Annotated in this window: 14 protein-coding genes and 2 tRNA genes; 5 read left to right on the plus strand and 11 right to left on the minus strand. The window is 35.0% G+C overall.

The features are described from left to right. The first annotated feature begins 44 nt into the window (after positions 1-44). Positions 45-233 (plus strand): hypothetical protein, encoded by a 189-nt coding sequence (locus ACFFVB_RS01150; protein ID WP_382380312.1) that lies wholly within the window; start codon positions 45-47, stop codon positions 231-233. Between the two features lie 729 nt (positions 234-962). On the opposite strand, the gene ACFFVB_RS01155 is transcribed toward ACFFVB_RS01150, so the two are convergent. The 6 genes from ACFFVB_RS01155 to ACFFVB_RS01180 all read right to left on the minus strand — a co-directional run bounded on the left by ACFFVB_RS01155 (position 963) and on the right by ACFFVB_RS01180 (position 8,011). Then, a tRNA-Asp gene (locus ACFFVB_RS01155) sits at positions 963-1,036 on the minus strand. A gap of 357 nt (positions 1,037-1,393) precedes the next feature. After that, positions 1,394-1,467: transfer RNA gene (locus tag ACFFVB_RS01160), tRNA-Asp, on the minus strand. An 81-nt stretch (positions 1,468-1,548) separates the two neighbouring features. Next, a complete protein-coding gene (locus tag ACFFVB_RS01165) occupies positions 1,549-2,478 on the minus strand; it encodes a DUF58 domain-containing protein (protein ID WP_382380314.1) in 930 nt (309 codons plus the stop codon). An 84-nt stretch (positions 2,479-2,562) separates the two neighbouring features. Then, positions 2,563-2,880 (minus strand): thioredoxin, encoded by a 318-nt coding sequence (gene trxA / locus ACFFVB_RS01170; RefSeq protein WP_382380316.1) that lies wholly within the window; start codon positions 2,878-2,880, stop codon positions 2,563-2,565. 134 nt (positions 2,881-3,014) lie between these two features. Next, positions 3,015-7,403 carry a DNA polymerase III subunit alpha gene (gene dnaE, locus ACFFVB_RS01175; RefSeq protein ID WP_382380318.1) on the minus strand — a complete coding sequence of 1,463 codons (4,389 nt, stop codon included), beginning with the start codon at positions 7,401-7,403 and terminating at the stop codon, positions 3,015-3,017. Between the two features lie 137 nt (positions 7,404-7,540). Then, positions 7,541-8,011: a DUF6252 domain-containing protein gene (locus tag ACFFVB_RS01180; protein WP_382380320.1), complete on the minus strand. Its 471-nt coding sequence runs from the start codon at positions 8,009-8,011 to the stop codon at positions 7,541-7,543. Positions 8,012-8,161: 150 nt separating this feature from the next. Between ACFFVB_RS01180 and ACFFVB_RS01185 the strand changes: the two genes are divergently transcribed. The 4 genes from ACFFVB_RS01185 (at position 8,162) to ACFFVB_RS01200 (ending at position 11,324) form a co-directional block, all read left to right on the plus strand. Continuing rightward, entirely contained in the window at positions 8,162-8,686 is a 525-nt protein-coding gene (locus tag ACFFVB_RS01185; protein WP_382380322.1) for a 30S ribosomal protein S16, read from the plus strand. Between the two features lie 65 nt (positions 8,687-8,751). Further along, positions 8,752-9,282, plus strand: a complete 531-nt coding sequence (gene rimM / locus ACFFVB_RS01190; protein ID WP_382380324.1) for a ribosome maturation factor RimM — start codon at positions 8,752-8,754, stop codon at positions 9,280-9,282. Positions 9,283-9,349: 67 nt separating this feature from the next. Then, positions 9,350-10,063, plus strand: coding sequence for a tRNA1(Val) (adenine(37)-N6)-methyltransferase (locus ACFFVB_RS01195; RefSeq protein WP_382380326.1), 714 nt, complete (start codon positions 9,350-9,352; stop codon positions 10,061-10,063). An 82-nt stretch (positions 10,064-10,145) separates the two neighbouring features. Continuing rightward, positions 10,146-11,324, plus strand: coding sequence for an acyl-CoA dehydrogenase family protein (locus ACFFVB_RS01200; protein ID WP_382380328.1), 1,179 nt, complete (start codon positions 10,146-10,148; stop codon positions 11,322-11,324). A gap of 204 nt (positions 11,325-11,528) precedes the next feature. On the opposite strand, the gene ACFFVB_RS01205 is transcribed toward ACFFVB_RS01200, so the two are convergent. The 5 genes from ACFFVB_RS01205 to ACFFVB_RS01225 all read right to left on the minus strand — a co-directional run bounded on the left by ACFFVB_RS01205 (position 11,529) and on the right by ACFFVB_RS01225 (position 17,217). Further along, entirely contained in the window at positions 11,529-11,864 is a 336-nt protein-coding gene (locus tag ACFFVB_RS01205) for a 2Fe-2S iron-sulfur cluster-binding family protein (RefSeq protein WP_382380330.1), read from the minus strand. A gap of 61 nt (positions 11,865-11,925) precedes the next feature. After that, entirely contained in the window at positions 11,926-12,987 is a 1,062-nt protein-coding gene (locus tag ACFFVB_RS01210; protein ID WP_382380332.1) for an NAD(P)/FAD-dependent oxidoreductase, read from the minus strand. A gap of 35 nt (positions 12,988-13,022) precedes the next feature. Next, complete coding sequence (locus ACFFVB_RS01215; RefSeq protein ID WP_299777821.1) at positions 13,023-13,262, minus strand: NifU family protein; 240 nt, start codon at positions 13,260-13,262, stop codon at positions 13,023-13,025. A 3-nt stretch (positions 13,263-13,265) separates the two neighbouring features. Continuing rightward, positions 13,266-14,402, minus strand: coding sequence for an Mrp/NBP35 family ATP-binding protein (locus ACFFVB_RS01220; RefSeq protein WP_382380335.1), 1,137 nt, complete (start codon positions 14,400-14,402; stop codon positions 13,266-13,268). A 265-nt stretch (positions 14,403-14,667) separates the two neighbouring features. Next, the gene (locus ACFFVB_RS01225) at positions 14,668-17,217 is read right to left on the minus strand and encodes a M1 family metallopeptidase (RefSeq protein WP_382380337.1); all 2,550 of its coding nucleotides are present in this window, start codon (positions 17,215-17,217) and stop codon (positions 14,668-14,670) included. Between the last annotated feature and the right edge of the window lie 17 nt (positions 17,218-17,234).

Here is a 17,234-nt window from a genome sequence, read left to right on the forward strand (position 1 = left end):
TCTTTTGTTCTTTGTAATTTTAAACGTATTTAAAACTGAACAAAATGAAACCAAACACAAAAAAAGACATCGGTCACGATAAGGATACAGAGTTTGTAAAAGACAAAGAAAATCCGACTCGGAATTATATTTTTCAAAAAGACAAAATCACAAAACGAACTTCTCTTTTTGTATTAATACTCTTATTAATTTTAGTTGCCGCGGTTGCTATGACTTCTATTTTCTTAGAATAATTTAGACTATATAAATTTAAATTATAAGGTTTAAAAAGAATAGAATAGGGACGCCCTAAAGTAAATCCCAATTACAAGGGTTAGAAAAGGAGTTTTATACAGAAACTTTCTTTGTATGTATCCTTTCATTTTATTAAAACGAATACGGTACAATCTTCTTGTTTTATATCTGGTTAAGAATCTATTAGAATAATTTATAGTTATCAACTTAAATAATCATGAATATTTAGATATGTCATGCTACTCTTTAATTAACAGTTCTTTTTTAGGAAATCAGGATTTTTAAACGACTGTTATCAAAAGCTATTTTAAAGATCCATACCTTATTAAGTGCTAAATTTTCAAAATCTTTCGTATTCAATCCTTAGAACTTAAGGCATAATTACGTTTTAACACATCGTTATTAATAACGTCGAAAGTATCTCCTCTATTATATTCTAATACTTCTCAAACAATCAATTTTAATGTGGTATTTCGTTACAAAATTAACAACTGTTAGTAGTCCTTATTTATTAAAAACAAGACCTAAGTAAGACACTTATACGAGAAATTAATATTTTAAAATGATCTTAAAATAAAAAAGCATCCCGATTTTCAAGTTTGAAAAAAGGAAAGCCTTCCATTGGTTTAACAACTTAAACCTAGATAAACACTACATTTATCCAACAACACAACTACTTTTTATTGCAAAAAAAAAGCCTCAATTACTTGAGGCTTTTAGCAATATTGCGGTCTGGACGGGATTCGAACCCGCGACCCCCTGCGTGACAGGCAGGTATTCTAACCAGCTGAACTACCAGACCGTTGCGTTATTGCGAGTGCAAATATACACCCCTTTTTTATATTACAACTATAATTTATAAAAAATTTTATAAATTAATTAAATAAGCAAAAACCAAGACCTGTAACACGCTATAAAACAAACTATTAAGAGACAAAATCCATGTTACAAATCCCATACATATTACAGCGGAGTCACTTATTTAAAGTATAAAATGCCTTTAAAATAAAAAAGCATCCCTATTTTCAAGTTTGAAAAAAGGAAAGCCTTTCATTGGTTTAACAACTTAAACCTAGATAAACACTACATTTATCTAACAACACAACTACTATTTACTGCAAAAAAAAACCTCAATTGCTTGAGGCTTTTAGCAATATTGCGGTCTGGACGGGATTCGAACCCGCGACCCCCTGCGTGACAGGCAGGTATTCTAACCAGCTGAACTACCAGACCGTTGCGTTATTGCGAGTGCAAATATACACTCCTTTTTGAAATACACAAACAAAAATTAATTTTTTTTCACTCTCTTTGGAGTCATAAAAACTTAGAACGCTCTACCATAAAGGTAGTCAGTATATTATCGAAATTATTATTTATATCGGCTTCGACATATTTAATCTTATATTGGGCACATTTTAATTTTAAAGCTTCAAAATATTTTAAAATTTCGGTTTCATAGTTCGCTTTAATCGTGTCTGCATATACATTTAAATAAGCTCCTGTTTCAACATCTAAGAAACGCTTAGGCGTATTATCGAAATTAAAATGCAATTCTTTTTCCTTATCGAATACATGAAACAGCACCACTTCATGTTTATTATATTTTAAATGACGAAGGGCTTCAAACAACTCGTCTTGTTTTGCAGACTCTTGAAACATGTCTGTAAATAAAACAACCAAAGACCGCTTATGTAAATTCTCGGCGATATGATGTAAATAGGTATAGGTATCTGTTGTTTTCTCCTTAGGCTTCGACAATAGCACACGTTCCAATTCATTTATCAACATATGGCGATGCCTATCACTCCCCTTTTCTGGTGCATAATACTCGTAAGTATCACTATATACACTTAAACCTACTGCATCGCGTTGTCGTTTAAGCATATGCATAATCGATGCTGATGCCAAGGCCGAAAACGCTATTTTATTAAGATGCTGCAGTGAGTATTTCTGCAAATCTGGATAATGCATAGAACTACTATTGTCTATTATAAGATGACAACGTAAATTGGTTTCTTCGTCGTAACGCTTGGTGTATAGTTTATCGGTTTTAGCAAACAACTTCCAATCGATGTGCTTTGTACTTTCTCCTTGATTGTAAATTTTATGTTCGGCAAACTCAGCCGAAAATCCATGAAACGGACTTTTATGCATTCCTGCAATAAAGCCTTCGACAACTTGTTTAGCCAACAATTCTAGATTAACAAATCCACCAACATGTTGTAACTCTTCTTTTAAATCCATGAACTGCTTTTAATACCTTCTAAAAATAAAAAAGGTTTAGCATCACGCCAAACCTTTTTAATATATTATGTGTTTTGAATACGATTACAAAAGCTTATCGATAGCATCTGTATACGATTTTTTAGGCGCTACACCTACTTGGCGCTCTACCACTTCTCCGTTTTGAAAAACTAAAACAGTTGGAATGTTACGTACACCATATTTAGAAGCAAAGTCTTGATTTGCATCAACATCTACTTTACCTACTACAGCTTTACCTTCGTATTCTGTACTAATTTCATCAATAATTGGTCCTACCATACGGCAAGGTCCACACCAAGCTGCCCAAAAATCTACCACTACAGGTTTATCACTTTTTAAAACAGTTTCTTCAAAATTCGCGTCTGTTATTTCTAATGCCATTATTTTATATTTTAAAAGTTTTACTTCTTGTTATTATACAAAATTAGTCAAAAATTTTGCTAAACCTTACATGCCACCTATTTGTTTTCTTTATTGGCAAATTAGCATAATTGATAATTTTTAATTCTGCTGAATTAATTCAATTTATAAAACACCTCTTGTTCTTCTAAAGCATGTAACAATTCTTGCGAGATCGTAATTTTCTGAGTCCTACTTACCATAGGAAGCTTGACTTTATCTTCTTGATCGTAAACAAGGAAATTTAATAATTTAGTTCCAACATGCGTATCGAACAAATGTTTTAAATCACTTACCTTATTTTCTGTTAAGTTAGCGATATTAAGCTGAATGGATAATTTCTTAGCATATTGATCCATAACATCATGTAACAACTGAAAGCTATTAAACTGAATTCTCGGTTCACTTTTCTTTCCTGTATCTTTATTTACCCAACCTTCTCGCACAAATGTCTTCACATGCACGAAGCTATTTACAACAAAAAAATGTCTGAATTTTAAATAATCTTCTCCAAAGATCCTAAACTCAAAACTATCGTTATAGTCATCTATAGTAAACAACGCCCATCCTTTCCCCATCTTACTAACACGGTGTTGTACATCTGTAATAACTCCTCCAAAAGTAAGTTCGGCATTTAAACACGCTTCTAGATTTCTAAGCATACTTAAATTCGCATTACAGAAACTCTTCATTTCGATTTTAAAATCATCTAAAGGATGTCCCGAAATATAAATCCCAACAACCTCCTTCTCTCTGGCAAGCTTCTCCATATTTCCCCACTCATCTGCAGGTGGCACTAAAGGCTCTTCTATTTGCACATCACTCGCTTCTCCGAACAAACTTACCTGAGCGGAGTTTTCATTTTCCTGATGCTTATTCCCGTATTTTACTGCTTTTTCTAAAAATGTAATACCATCACCGTCATCATAAAAATATTGCGCACGATGTGTATCTGTAAAACAATCGAAACCTCCTGCTAAAGCTAAATTTTCGAAGGCCTTTTTATTCGCTGCTCGTAAATCGATTCGTTTTGCTAAATCGAAAATAGATTTATAATGGCCATTTTTTTCTCTATTATTTACAATAGTCATAACCGCACCATGCCCCACACCTTTCACCGCTCCCATACCGAAACGCACCGCATAATCGTCGTTTACAGAAAACTTATAAAACGATTCGTTTACATCGGGTCCAAGTACATCCAACTTCATACGCTTGCATTCTTCCATAAAGAAAGTGACTTGCTTGATATCGTTCATATTATTCGATAACACAGCAGCCATGTATTCGGCAGGGTAATGCGCTTTTAAATATGCTGTTTGATAAGCAATCCAGGCATAACAGGTTGAGTGGGATTTGTTAAAGGCATAACTGGCAAAGGCTTCCCAGTCTTTCCAAATCTTCTCTAATTTCGTAGCATCATGTCCTTTTGCACTCGCTTGGTCAATGAATTTAGGCTTCATTTTATCCAGTACCGCAATTTGCTTTTTACCCATGGCCTTACGCAAAACATCGGCTTCACCTTTCGTGAAATCTGCTAACTTTTGCGACAAAAGCATTACTTGCTCTTGGTACACCGTAATTCCGTAGGTTTCTTTTAAGTACTCTTCCATCGCTGGTAAATCGTACTCAATTTCTTCATCACCGTGTTTTCTACTAATAAAACTCGGAATATATTCCATTGGCCCTGGTCTATACAAGGCGTTCATGGCAATAAGGTCATCGAAAACCGTTGGCTTTAACGACTGCATGTGTTTCTGCATTCCAGGAGATTCATATTGGAATACACCTACCGTTTCTCCTCGCTGGAATAACTCATATGTTTTAACATCATCCAAAGGAAAATTCTCTGGATCTAAAAGAATATCATGTTTAGCCTTTACAATTTTTACCGTGTCTTTAATTAAGGTTAATGTTTTTAACCCCAAGAAGTCCATTTTTAGTAGTCCCGCATCTTCCACAACCGAGTTATCGAACTGGGTGACATACAAATTGGAATCTTTAGCCAAGGACACTGGAACGAACTTGGTAATATCGTCTGGCGTAATAATTACACCACAGGCATGAATTCCTGTATTCCTTACAGAACCTTCTAAACGACGTGCTAAGTTTAATGTTTCGGCCTCAAGATTATTACCATCTGCAAGCCCTATCAGTTCGTTAACTTTTTCTAAATCTTCCGCTCTAAACTTCTCTTTTAATCCCTTTTCATCCAGGCCAAATATTTTATTCAGCTTAGACATATTCGGAATTAACTTCGCAATTCTATCGGCTTCAAAAAGTGGTAGATCTAGTACACGAGCGGTATCACGAATAGAAGACTTTGCAGCCATCGTTCCATACGTAATAATTTGCGCCACCTGATTACTTCCATATTTGGCGATTACATAATCCATAACACGACTTCGACCTTCATCGTCAAAATCAATATCAATATCGGGCATACTTACACGATCTGGATTTAAGAAACGCTCGAAAAGCAGATTGTACAGCATCGGGTCGATATTTGTAATCCAAAGACAATACGCAACCACAGATCCCGCTGCAGATCCACGACCAGGACCTACAGAAACATCCATCTTTCTCGCTTCACGGATAAAATCTTCTACAATTAAGAAGTATCCCGGATATCCCGTTTTCTCGATAACTGAAAGTTCAAAATCTAGACGTTCGATAACTTCTGCTGAAAGTTCTTCGCCATAACGAATTTTCGCTCCTTTATATGTAATGTCTCTTAAGAAAGCATTTTCCCCACGTTTTCCTCCATCGACATCATCTTCGGCATGTTGAAATTTTTCTGGAATATCGAACTTAGGCAACAGTACATTTCGTGCTAATTCGTAAATTTCAATTTTATCGACTAGTCCTTGTATATTAGTAATGGCTTCAGGAATGTCTTTAAAAAGAGTCTTCATTTCATCTGAAGACTTAAAATAATATTCCTGATTAGGCATACCATAACGGTAACCACGACCTCGACCTATTGGTGTCGCCTGTTTTTCCCCATCACGTACACACAACAATACATCGTGTGCATTCGCATCCTGTTTATCTACATAATAGGTATTATTTGTAGCTATTAATTTAACATCATGCTTCTTAGCAAATGCAATCAAGACAGGATTAACACGATTTTCGTCCTCCTGATTATGACGCATTAATTCGATATATAAATCATCGCCAAATTGTTCTTTCCACCAGATCAAGGCTTCCTCAGCCTGATTTTCTCCGACATTTAGAACTTTACTTGGCACTTCTCCGTAAAGGTTTCCGGTTAAAACAATAAGGTCTTCCTTATACTGTTCTATCAGTTTTTTATCGATTCTTGGTACATAATAAAAACCTTCTGTAAATGCTGCAGACGATAATTTTGCTAAATTATGATACCCATTTTTATTCTTCGCGATAATGACGATCTGGTAACCATTATCTTTTCTAGTCTTATCTAAATGGTTCTCACAAACAAAAAACTCACACCCTAAAAGAGGTTTCATTTCATTTAAATCAGGTGTCCGCCCTGCCGCAATAGACTCTTCATTTTTTTCCTTTACACCTTTGTTATGATTAATAACTGCTCTTACAAAGTGAAAAGCCCCCATCATATTCGCATGATCGGTAAGTGCTACACCAATCATATTTTGCTTGGCTGCAGCGGCTACCAAATTCGGAATACTTATGGTAGATTGTAATATTGATAATTGGGTATGATTATGCAAATGCGCAAAATTAGCATCTGATAACTGTGATATATTTTGTTTGATTTCGGCTGCTGAAAGATCTGTTGCTTGCGCTTTTTGTAAACGCTCATTAATCTTTGCACTCGCCTTTTTTAAGTTGATGTGTTTTAAACCAATCAACTGAATCTCTTGCGGATTTGCTTTATTGAAATTCTCGAAATAATCTGGCTGAACATCTAAAGCTTCAACCGTAAATTCTTTTCGTCTTATCAATTCGAAGAAACAACGTGTGGTTGCCTCCACATCGGCAGTCGCATTATGCGCTTCACCAAAAGGTTTATTAAATAAAAACTGATGCAGTTCGGTTAAGGTTGGCAATTTAAATCGTCCTCCTCGTCCACCAGGAATCTCACATAACTTTGCTGTTAACTCTGTACAGGTATCTAGAACCGGAAGTTCTTGCAATTGATTGGCAACATCCTCTCTAAAAAATTCTGCCCCCATAATATTAAGGTCGAATCCTACGTTTTGCCCAACAACAAACTTCGTTTTACTAAGTGCAATATTAAATTTCTCTAAAACCTCTGCTAATGGAATTCCCTGTTCTTCGGCTAATTCTGTAGAGATCCCGTGAATTTTTTCGGCATCATAAGGAATATTAAAGCCTTCTGGTTTTACCAAATAATCTTGATGTTCGATACAATTCCCAAGTTCGTCATGCAATTGCCATGCAATTTGTATACATCTTGGCCAGTTATCTGTATCGCTAAAGGGTGCGTCCCAGCGCTTTGGCAAACCTGTTGTTTCGGTATCGAATATTAAGTACATAAAATCTGTTGTGCTAAAAAATGAGGAGGTTAAAAGTAAGAATTATTAAGGGGTTTTCGACTGCTCTTAACAACCTTTTATAAACAAAAAAAAGCAACACTTTGTGTTGCTTTGTATTATCCTATATTTATTTAAAACTATTCCGTTTTAAATGGCACTCTAAAAAACACGCCTTGATTAATATTAATCTTTTCTAATCCGTCATTATCATAAGCTGTAAACCAAAACTCACCGCTAACATACCCTTCTACACCATTAAGTTCTGTAATACTTATAATGCCTTCAGAATAAAATACAGTAGGATCATTAACCGCACTAAATAATGTAGAATATTCAATACCATTTACATCTGTAAATGTTGCTTTTGATGTTCTACCAGCCCCTAATGTATCTACTCCAATTTCATAAGGAGCTTCTAGCGCGATGACTTCGCCATTAAACACAGCAGACACCGTTAAAACATCCGACACTCTAGAAGCTTCTTCAGAAGTCGATTTCCAAACCTCATCTCCTTTATTAGCTTGAAATGCAGGATCGTTAAATTCTACATTATCATCACAGGAAATAAACATTAAACAAATTATAAATATGGTAGACCAAGTTTTCATCTTTTGAGCATCTTTTTAATTAAGAATTCAAAAATAAGGTAAATTAAGTTTATCATTTCATTTAAATTAAGTTACTGAAGATTAAAAAATTATATTATCTTTGCAGGCTTATTAATAACCGAGGTCGAGAACCTCAAATAATTAATTATTATGCCTGTAAAAATTAGATTACAAAGACATGGTAAAAAAGGGAAACCTTTTTACTGGATCGTAGCAGCTGATGCAAGATCAAAAAGAGATGGTAAATACTTAGAAAAATTAGGTATCTACAATCCAAACACAAACCCTGCAACTATCGAATTAGATGTAAACGGTGCTGTAACATGGTTACAAAACGGTGCACAACCTACAGATACTGCAAAAGCTATTTTATCTTACAAAGGTGCAATGCTTAAAAATCACCTTGCTGGTGGTGTTAGAAAAGGTGCTTTAACTGAAGAGCAAGCAGAAGCTAAATTTACTGCTTGGTTAGAAGAAAAAACTGGTAAAGTAGACTCTAAAAAAGATGGTTTAGCAAAAGCTGACGCTGATGCTAAAGCAAAAGCTTTAGATGCTGAAAAAGCTGTTAACGATGCAAGAACTGCTGCTGCCGCTGAGGCTGAAGCAGAAGCTAAGGCTGCTGAAGAAGCTGCTAATGCTACTCCTGCAGAAGAAACTTCAAACGAAGAGGAATAAAAAATTAATTTTTTATACTTTTAAAACCTGACAATTCTTTGTCAGGTTTTTTTATTTAAAATATTATGAAAAAAGAAGACTGTTTCTTTCTTGGAAAGATTGTAAAAAAATATAGTTTTAAAGGTGAATTGCTAATAAAACTAGACACCGACGAACCTGAATTATTCGAAGACATGGATTCTGTCTTTATCGATTTACGGAATAATTTAGTACCCTTTTTTATTGAATCATCTCAACTTCACAAATCAGAATTATTACGTATTAAGTTTGAAGATGTAGATTCTGAAGCCGATGCTGATGCTTTAATGAAATCGGATTTATACTTACCCCTTAGTTTTTTACCGGAATTAGAAGGTAACAAATTCTATTTTCATGAAATTATAGGGTTTACCGTCGAAGATATTAACTTCGGAAAAGTAGGTATTGTACAATCTATTAACGATTCTACAGCACAAGCGCTTTTCGAAATAGATCGTGATGGTATTGAAATTTTAATTCCGATGAACGACGAATTTATATCAAAAGTAGACAAACCTAACAAAACCATTTTTGTAGAAACTCCTGAAGGTTTAATTGATTTGTATTTGGAAGAGTAAATCTCATTTTTAATAAAACAATACTTCGGAAAGCCCCCCTTTCCGAAGTATATATTACAGCCTTATTATGAGTAAACCGTTTAAATTCAAGGAATTCACTATTAATCAAGATCGTTGTGCTATGAAAATTGGTACAGATGGCGTATTACTTGGTGCTTGGGCAAGCTTGGCCCATCGTCCATTTTCGGCACTTGATATTGGTGCAGGAACCGGAGTTATTTCTTTAATGCTAGCGCAGCGTAGTGGTATAGAGGTTATTGACGCCATGGAAATTGACGACGCGGCTTACGAACAATGTGTAGAAAATTTTGAAAATGCACCTTGGGCAGATCGCTTATTTTGTTATCACGCCGCTCTAGAAGAATTTGTGGACGAAATTGAAGACGAATACGATCTTATTATTTCAAATCCGCCCTTCTATTCGGAAGATTATAAAACGAATAATGAACAACGTGATTTGGCACGTTTTGCAGAAGCGCTTCCTTTTGACCATTTAATAGATAGTGCTTCAAAATTATTATCGGAACATGGTACATTTTGTTTGATTGTTCCTTTTAAAGAAGAAGCGACTATTATTGATTTAGCATCTAAGGTAGACTTGTTTCCTAATAAAATTCTACACGTAAAGGGTAATCCTGATTCAGAAATAAAACGCAGTTTAATACAGTTATCATTCGAAAAAACTGATCTTGAAATAAACGCACTTATTATTGAAACTGAACGCCATAAATACACCGAAGACTACATTAAGCTTACAAAAGATTTCTATTTAAAGATGTAATGTTTTGCTGAGTAATCGTTAAATTTGAGATTACTCACTATAGATAAGCGCACCAATTTCTTATCTAAAAAACATTAGCGGTATGAAACCAGATCTATTTGAAGCACCCGATTATTACAATCTAGACGATTTATTATCCGATGAGCACAAATTAGTTCGCGATGCCGCTAGAGCATGGGTAAAACGGGATGTCTCTCCGATTATTGAGGACTACGCCCAAAAAGCAGAATTTCCGAAACAAATTATTAGTGGCCTTGCAGAAATTGGAGCTTTCGGTCCTTATATTCCAGAAGAATATGGCGGTGCTGGATTAGATCAGATTTCGTACGGACTAATTATGCAAGAAATTGAACGGGGTGATTCCGGGATTCGAAGTACAGCTTCTGTGCAATCGTCCTTAGTTATGTATCCCATTTGGAAATATGGAAACGAAACACAGCGTAAAAGATACTTACCTAAATTGGCTAGTGGCGAATGGATAGGGTGTTTTGGGCTAACCGAACCGGACCATGGCTCTAATCCGTCGGGAATGACCACCAACTTTAAAGATATGGGAGACCACTATCTTCTAAATGGTGCAAAAATGTGGATTTCAAACGCACCGTTTGCACAAGTTGCTGTGGTTTGGGCAAAAGATGAAACTGGACGTATTCACGGTTTACTTGTAGAGCGTGGTATGGAAGGTTTTACAACTCCAGAAACTCACAACAAATGGTCGCTTCGTGCTTCGGCTACAGGCGAATTAATTTTTGATAATGTTATAATTCCAAAAGAAAATCTACTACCCAATAAATCTGGATTAGGTGCACCACTTGGTTGTTTAGATTCTGCTAGATATGGAATTGCTTGGGGTGCCATTGGTGCTGCTATGGATTGTTACGACACCGCTTTACGCTATAGTAAGGAACGTATGCAGTTTGGCAAACCTATTGGACAGTTTCAACTGCAACAAAAAAAGTTAGCCGAAATGATTACCGAAATCACCAAAGCACAATTATTAACCTGGCGTCTTGGTGTATTAAAAAATGAAAACAAAGCAACTTCTGCTCAAATTTCTATGGCAAAACGCAACAATGTAGACATGGCTATAACGATTGCTAGAAATGCAAGGCAAATGTTGGGAGGTATGGGTATTACGGGAGAATACAGTATTATGCGTCATTCAATGAACCTTGAGAGTGTGATTACTTATGAAGGGACACACGATATTCATCTCTTAATAACGGGATTAGATATTACGGGATTAAATGCTTTTAAGTAATAACATAATTATGATCTAAATTCGTTTATCAATTAATTTCAGGTAAGATTAGATTCCGCGCATTACAAGTCTTGAAATTGAGTAAATATCAGACGGCATAGAGATTCATTTTTTACATATTTACAATATACAACAATACCCAAAACAACTTTTTAAGTAAGCTGTTTTGGGTATTCTATTTTTAATTTAAGCAATAAAAATTATCTAACTCTCTGGAGCAAGTGTAACTTTTAAACCTTCCATAGCTGGTGTCATTTGAATCTGACAACCTAAGCGGCTATTGTCTTTAACATTAAACGCTTCAGAAAGCATTGCTTCTTCGTCGTCTTGCATCTCTGGTAATTCAGTATCAGATTCCACATAACACTGACAAGAAGCACACATTGCCATTCCACCACAAACACCAATTGTACCTTCTGGAGCCAGCTCGTAAGAACGAACGACTTCCATTAAATTCATGGCCATATCTGTAGGTGCTACAACATCGTGCATTACCCCATCTCTATCTGTAATCTTAATATTTATATCTTGCTCTTCCATAGTTTGTACTACTCGGTTGGTTGATTAATAAAACATCGACCAAAACTACACTTTTATTTTTTTATTTAATAGCCTTAACTACAGCTTTTGGAGATTCTTTTCTAGACCCGTCAAATCCATCAATACCGCTTACCGTTGTATACTTAAGCACGTATTTCTTCCCTGGATTAATAATTTTATACGCCGATTGACACATTAACGTTGCCTCATGAAATCCGCATAAAATCAATTTTAATTTTCCTGGATAGGTATTTACATCTCCAATAGCATAAATCCCTGGAATGTTCGTTTGGTAATCCAAAGCGTTATCCACTTTTATCGCATTCTTTTCAATTTCAAGTCCCCAGTTTCCTATAGGACCTAATTTTGGAGACAATCCGAAAAGCGGAATAAAATGATCTGTTTCTATGATAAATTCTTTATCGATGTGCTGAGATTGCGCAACAACGACACCTTCAACTTTATTATGACCAATAACATTAATGACTTCGGCAGGAGTTACTAATTTTATTTTTCCTTTCGACGTTAATTCCTGAACTTTTTCAACAGAATCTAAAGCGCCTCGGAACTCATTTCTTCGGTGAATTAAAGTCACTTCTGAAGCGATATCTGCCAAGAAGATACTCCAATCTAGTGCAGAATCTCCTCCACCAGAAATCACAACACGTTTGTCGCGATATACTTCTGGATCTTTAATGAAATATTCAACACCCTTATCCTCAAATGAAGCAATGTTAGGAATAAGTGGTTTTCTTGGCTCAAAACTCCCTAAACCACCAGCAATTGCAACAATTGGGGCTTGATGTTTAGTGCCTTTATTTGTTGTCACGATAAACGAACCATCTTCTTGTTTTTCAACTGTTTCTGCACGTTCTCCTAAGGTAAAACCAGGTTCGAATTGCTTAGATTGTTCCAAAAGATTTTTGGTTAAATCTCCAGCCAATATTTCTGGAAAACCAGGAATATCGTAAATTGGTTTTTTAGGATATAATTCTGAACATTGTCCACCTGCTTGTGGTAAAGCATCAATTAAATGACACTTTAATTTTAATAATCCAGCTTCGAAAACGGTAAATAATCCAGTTGGGCCTGCGCCAATAATTAGAATGTCTGTCTTAATCATGTATTAGTCTCTTCTAAAAAGTATCGCTACTTTTTTTATTCTACATTTATCACTTGCTCTATTTGAGGTACATACTTTTTAATAGTCATTTCTACCCCCGATTTTAACGTCATTTGATTTACGCTACAACCGACACATGCTCCTTGAAGTTGCACGCGAACTAATTTATCATCTTCTATAGAAATTAGAGAAATATTTCCTCCATCACTTTCTAAAAACGGACGGATTTCATCTAACGCTTTCTCTACATTTAATCTTATTTCTTCTGAAGTCATAACTTATTTTTTAACTGATGAGCAACCAGCCATCGTCGTAATTTTAATTGCTTCTGTTGGAGGTAAATCAACATTTCTTTTCACTACTTCTTCTACTACATTTTGTGTAATTTTCTCGAAAGATTTCTCTAAAATAGTAGCTGTTTGTAGCGCTGCTGGACGACCAACATCTCCTGCCTCACGTATACTTTGTACCAATGGTAATTCTCCTAAAAATGGAACTTGTAAATCTTCGGCTAAGTGTTTAGCACCTTCCTTACCAAAAATATAATATTTATTTTCCGGCAATTCTTCAGGTGTAAAATACGCCATGTTTTCAATTATTCCTAATACAGGTACATTGATGCTTTCTTGCTGAAACATCGCAACTCCTTTTTTAGCATCGGCTAAAGCTACATTTTGCGGCGTACTCACGACAACCGCACCAGTAATTGGTAACGCCTGCATGATACTTAAATGAATATCTCCTGTTCCTGGAGGTAAATCTAATAATAGAAAATCAAGTTCTCCCCAATGTGCATCGAAAATCATCTGATTTAAAGCTTTTGCTGCCATAGGTCCTCTCCAAACAACTGCTTGATCTGGTTTGGTAAAGAATCCGATAGACAATATTTTTACGCCGTAGTTTTCGACAGGTTTCATTTTAGGTTTTCCATCTATCGTAACCGACAACGGACGTTCGGCTTCAACATCGAACATTATTGGCATAGAAGGCCCGTAAATATCCGCATCTAAAATCCCCACTTTAAAGCCCATTTTAGCCAAAGTTACCGCTAGGTTTGCTGTTACTGTAGATTTCCCTACACCACCTTTACCTGACGCTACTGCAACTATATTTTGAATCCCAGGAATTTGCTTCCCTTTAATTTCATTTTTAGGTTTCGCAGCTGGAGCTTCAACTTTTAAATTCACTGTAATTTTAGCTTTCTCGTAAACTAATTCGTGAATCGTTTTTAAAATATCTACTTCAGTTCTTTTTTTTGCTTGTAAACTCGGGTTTGCAATGATAATATCTACAACAACTTCATCACCAAAAACTATTACATTTTTTACAGCCCCACTATCAACCATATTTTGTCCTTCACCAGGTACTGTTATAGTTTGTAATGCTTTGAAAACATCTTCTTTTTGTATCTTCATTTTAATATATTATTTGTGAAATTATAAAGCTAGAGAAGCTTTTAGAAGAGCTATTACTGAAACCCTTACATTATTTTCAGAAATTATTTATTTAGATTAATTCTAAGTCACAAATATACTGTGAATTGTTTAGAAACTGAAGGACTTAATTAGCAAAAATTTGTTAATTACATCTCCCCATTTCTCGCGTAATAACGACTTAAAAATCTGCATTAATAAAAAACCGTATAATCTCAGATGTTTTTCGAATTACGTACCACCTTTTTTAGTCCGAAATCATATCCTGGTAACGACTTAAATTATCTGTTGCCTGTAAAATTTTCGCTAATAACTGCGGATTTAAATTAGGGTTTTCCTTTAAATAAGTTTCCAAAATAACTTGAGCCTCTTTAGTTTGATATTTTCCTATAGTGGCACCCAACCACTTCTTTGGAAAAAATAAATCGCTAGTGTTTTTAATATCTTCTAAAGCTTCCAAACTAACTGCTACGTAATTAATAGCTTCCTTTTGATGTAATGGATGGTGAATAAAATGACTCGCCGTTCCTACCCAATCGGAGTGTTTTCTATTTTCGACATCTTGAAACGATAAGAACATGGCTTTTCTTTCTTCATCTTTTGATGATAAAGCGGGTAATAAAAACACGAATCGATCTATATCGTCTTGACTAGATATTTGTGCCTCTGCTTCTTTTAAAATATCTCCGCTTTTTGGATGATTATACAGAGCCAATTTCATAGCTAGATTGGTATAATCCTTTTCGTTATGTTTTAAATTCGCAATAGTGATATCTTTATTCCAAATACGATAAAGCTGATCCAAGCTTTCACCTTGATACGCCAAGCTAGAGAAGGCTCCGAATATGCTTTTCTTAACCGATGTCGTTACATCCATATTTAATCGCCTCCATAAAACAGTTGTCAATTCAGGCTGAAGTTTTAAACGCTCGTCTTCACTTAAAAAGCTCCAATATAAACTTGTGAAATTTGAGGACAAGGTACCCATAATTAATTCGTTTGTTTCATGTTCTAAACCATACAGAAACCCATATAAAGCTGTTTTAACAGAGGTACTCCCAGACAGCGCGTTTTCGTATGTGTTTATATAATTTGAAGCTCTCAAAACGTCATCCTGTATTTTGTAATTATCCAATACAGAAGTAGAATCTATAGGAAAAACGCCGTAACCATAACCATTACTATTATACACAATCGATTTTGGTTTTGGCATGCCAGCAACCGCATTTATGTCTAAAGATTTCCCGTCTATTAAAATTGTTCTTTTCGCAATAGAATCTGAATACACCAAGGCCACTTCCAATTTTTGTGGCCATAATTTATCGCTCCCATCTTCTGCAGTTTGCTCCAAGATTAAAGATTTAATACTATTATTCTCGTAGAGAATATGGTCTGTAAACACAGGTCTCCCGGTTTGATTTACCCATACATCGCTCCATGCATTTAAATCTGTATCTGTTTTCGCATCAAAAATGGCTATTAAATCATCCCAAGTTGCATTAGAATTGGCATATGTTTTAATGTATTCCTGAACGCCTAATTTAAACTGTTTTTCGCCCAATAACATCTCTAATTGATTCATCATTATTGGAGCTTTCTTGTAAATTATATCGCCGTACATGCTCCCGGCATCATTTAAATTATCTAAATTCTGTCGAATCGCATTTGTGCCTTTTGTCCGATCTACATTATACGCACTTGGTGCCGTGGTAACCAAATTTAAAAGGTCGAAATTCAATTCTGAAAAATTCGGATTCACAATTTTCGCAGCCATAAAATTTGCAAACACTTCCTTTAACCACACATCGTTAAACCAATCCATAGTAACTAAATTTCCAAACCACATATGCGCAGATTCGTGAGCAATTAATTTTGCTCTACCCCAATGCTTTAATTTAGGCATATAATTCTCAAAAAATAGCGATGATGCTTTATACTGAATAGCACCAACATGTTCCATACCTCCGAATTGAAAAAATGGTATCGCTACAAAGTCTAATTTCTTAAACGGAAAATCATAATTTGTATACCCTTCTAAAAAATTTAAAGACTTTTCGTGTAATTCGAAAATAGGATCTAAACTTTCTTTAATTTTAAGTGAGTCATGCTCCCGATACAAAAACCGATGATTATCTCGGATAACGGCATCAAATTCGCCGGCAACAAACGAAAACAAATAGGTACTCATAAGATTAGAGGTCTCAAAAGTATAAGTAGAACTAATCTCTGTTTCTGATACAATTTCAGGAAAAGTCGAACTTAAAACTGTCCAATCTTTAGGCGCTGTGAGTTCTAAATTAAATATTGCTTTTAAGTTAGGCTGATCGAAACACGGGAACAAACCTCTTGCATGATCTGGCACCAATAACGAGTACAAATAATCGTCGTTGCGATACAAATATTGATCGCCCGCTTGAAATTCTATTAGAAATTTATTTTCTCCTATTTTTAGATATTTCGCAGGTATAATAAGATGTTCATTTTTCTGAATACTTTCAATAGTATCCGAATCTATAAGCACTCTAGGCGCTTTGGTATTATTAGGGTTGAAGTCCAAAACTAACGGACTCGAAATATCATTTAGTGAAACATACAATTCTAAACTAGCAAAAATAGGTTCAGATTTATCTTTTGGTAAATTGAAATTTAAATGATAATTAATATCGGACAGTCTCGCTTTTCTAGCTTGAGCTAATTCCCAAGACACTCCAACTTCAATAGGAGAATCTGCTTCTTTCTTTTTCTGGCAGGACACAAAACTTATAAATATTAAAAAAATTATGAGATATTTTTTCATAGACGTTTGTGTGTTTT

The sequence above is a fragment of the Formosa undariae genome (assembly GCF_042427615.1).
Lineage (GTDB): Bacteria > Bacteroidota > Bacteroidia > Flavobacteriales > Flavobacteriaceae > Formosa > Formosa undariae.

Coding starts and splice junctions, on each gene's coding strand:
- ACFFVB_RS01150 (WP_382380312.1), top strand. CDS start 45: ATGAAACCAAACACAAAAAAAGACATCGGTCACGATAAGGATACAGAG.
- ACFFVB_RS01165 (WP_382380314.1), bottom strand. CDS start 2,478: ATGGATTTAAAAGAAGAGTTACAACATGTTGGTGGATTTGTTAATCTA.
- trxA (WP_382380316.1), bottom strand. CDS start 2,880: ATGGCATTAGAAATAACAGACGCGAATTTTGAAGAAACTGTTTTAAAA.
- dnaE (WP_382380318.1), bottom strand. CDS start 7,403: ATGTACTTAATATTCGATACCGAAACAACAGGTTTGCCAAAGCGCTGG.
- ACFFVB_RS01180 (WP_382380320.1), bottom strand. CDS start 8,011: ATGAAAACTTGGTCTACCATATTTATAATTTGTTTAATGTTTATTTCC.
- ACFFVB_RS01185 (WP_382380322.1), top strand. CDS start 8,162: ATGCCTGTAAAAATTAGATTACAAAGACATGGTAAAAAAGGGAAACCT.
- rimM (WP_382380324.1), top strand. CDS start 8,752: ATGAAAAAAGAAGACTGTTTCTTTCTTGGAAAGATTGTAAAAAAATAT.
- ACFFVB_RS01195 (WP_382380326.1), top strand. CDS start 9,350: ATGAGTAAACCGTTTAAATTCAAGGAATTCACTATTAATCAAGATCGT.
- ACFFVB_RS01200 (WP_382380328.1), top strand. CDS start 10,146: ATGAAACCAGATCTATTTGAAGCACCCGATTATTACAATCTAGACGAT.
- ACFFVB_RS01205 (WP_382380330.1), bottom strand. CDS start 11,864: ATGGAAGAGCAAGATATAAATATTAAGATTACAGATAGAGATGGGGTA.
- ACFFVB_RS01210 (WP_382380332.1), bottom strand. CDS start 12,987: ATGATTAAGACAGACATTCTAATTATTGGCGCAGGCCCAACTGGATTA.
- ACFFVB_RS01215 (WP_299777821.1), bottom strand. CDS start 13,262: ATGACTTCAGAAGAAATAAGATTAAATGTAGAGAAAGCGTTAGATGAA.
- ACFFVB_RS01220 (WP_382380335.1), bottom strand. CDS start 14,402: ATGAAGATACAAAAAGAAGATGTTTTCAAAGCATTACAAACTATAACA.
- ACFFVB_RS01225 (WP_382380337.1), bottom strand. CDS start 17,217: ATGAAAAAATATCTCATAATTTTTTTAATATTTATAAGTTTTGTGTCC.